The 1,035-nt window shown below is 71.4% G+C and carries 1 protein-coding gene and 1 pseudogene; both read left to right on the top strand.

Features of this window, described 5'->3' with window-relative positions; translation table 11 throughout:
* The coding region (locus ACFYYJ_RS41550; protein WP_389140225.1) for a biotin/lipoyl-containing protein at positions 1–777 on the top strand (777 nt) is incomplete at its 5' end.
* A 7-nt stretch (positions 778–784) separates the two neighbouring features.
* Positions 785–1,035, top strand: a pseudogene (locus ACFYYJ_RS41545) (2-oxoglutarate ferredoxin oxidoreductase subunit alpha); the annotation flags it as partial.

Here is a 1,035-nt window from a genome sequence, read left to right as displayed (position 1 = left end):
CACTCCTTCGAGTTCCGCATCAACGGCGAGGACCCGGGCCGCGGCTTCCTCCCGGCCCCCGGCACGGTCACCCGGTTCGCCCCGCCGACCGGTCCTGGCGTCCGCCTGGACACGGGCGTGGAGTCCGGCAGCGTCATCGGCCCCGCCTGGGACTCCCTCCTCGCCAAGCTGATCGTCACCGGCGCCACCCGCGAACAGGCCCTCCAGCGCGCCGCCCGCGCGCTCGCGGAGTTCGAGGTCGAGGGCATGGCCACGGCCATCCCGTTCCACCGCGCGGTCGTCACCGACCCCGCGTTCGCACCCGCCGACGGCAACCCGTTCACGGTCTACACCCGCTGGATCGAGACCGAGTTCGTCAACGAGATCCCGGCGTTCCAGGCCCCGGCCGCGGACGACACCGAGGACGAGCCGGGCCGTGAGACGGTGGTCGTCGAGGTCGGCGGCAAGCGCCTCGAAGTCTCGCTGCCGTCGTCCCTGGGCATGACCCTGGCCCGCACGGCCGCCGCGGGCGGCGCCAAGCCCAAGCGCCGCGCGGCGAAGAAGTCGGGCCCCGCGGCCTCGGGCGACACCCTCGCCTCCCCGATGCAGGGCACGATCGTCAAGGTCGCCGTCGAGGAGGGCCAGCGGGTCGAGGAAGGCGAACTGATCGTCGTCCTCGAAGCCATGAAGATGGAACAGCCGCTGAACGCCCACCGCGCGGGCACCATCGTCGGCCTCACCGCCCAGGTCGGCGCCTCCGTCGCCGCCGGCGCCACCATCTGCGACATCAAGGAGTAGAACCCTCATGTCCGTTGTCAGCGACATCGCGCCCGTGGATCTGCGGACCGGGTCGAAAGAGGTTCGCCGCGTCGACCACGTGATCATCCGTTTCGCGGGTGACTCGGGTGACGGCATGCAGCTCACCGGTGACCGGTTCACCTCGGAGACGGCGTCGTTCGGCAACGACCTCTCCACGCTGCCGAACTTCCCCGCCGAGATCCGGGCCCCTGCCGGAACCCTGCCCGGTGTGTCGTCGTTCCAGCTGCACTTCGCGGA

Source organism: Streptomyces sp. NPDC002467 (assembly GCF_042889825.1).
Taxonomy (GTDB): Bacteria; Actinomycetota; Actinomycetes; order Streptomycetales; family Streptomycetaceae; genus Streptomyces.
The sequence above is the reverse complement of the archived record's forward strand: the minus strand, read 5'-3'. Positions and strand labels throughout refer to the sequence as shown.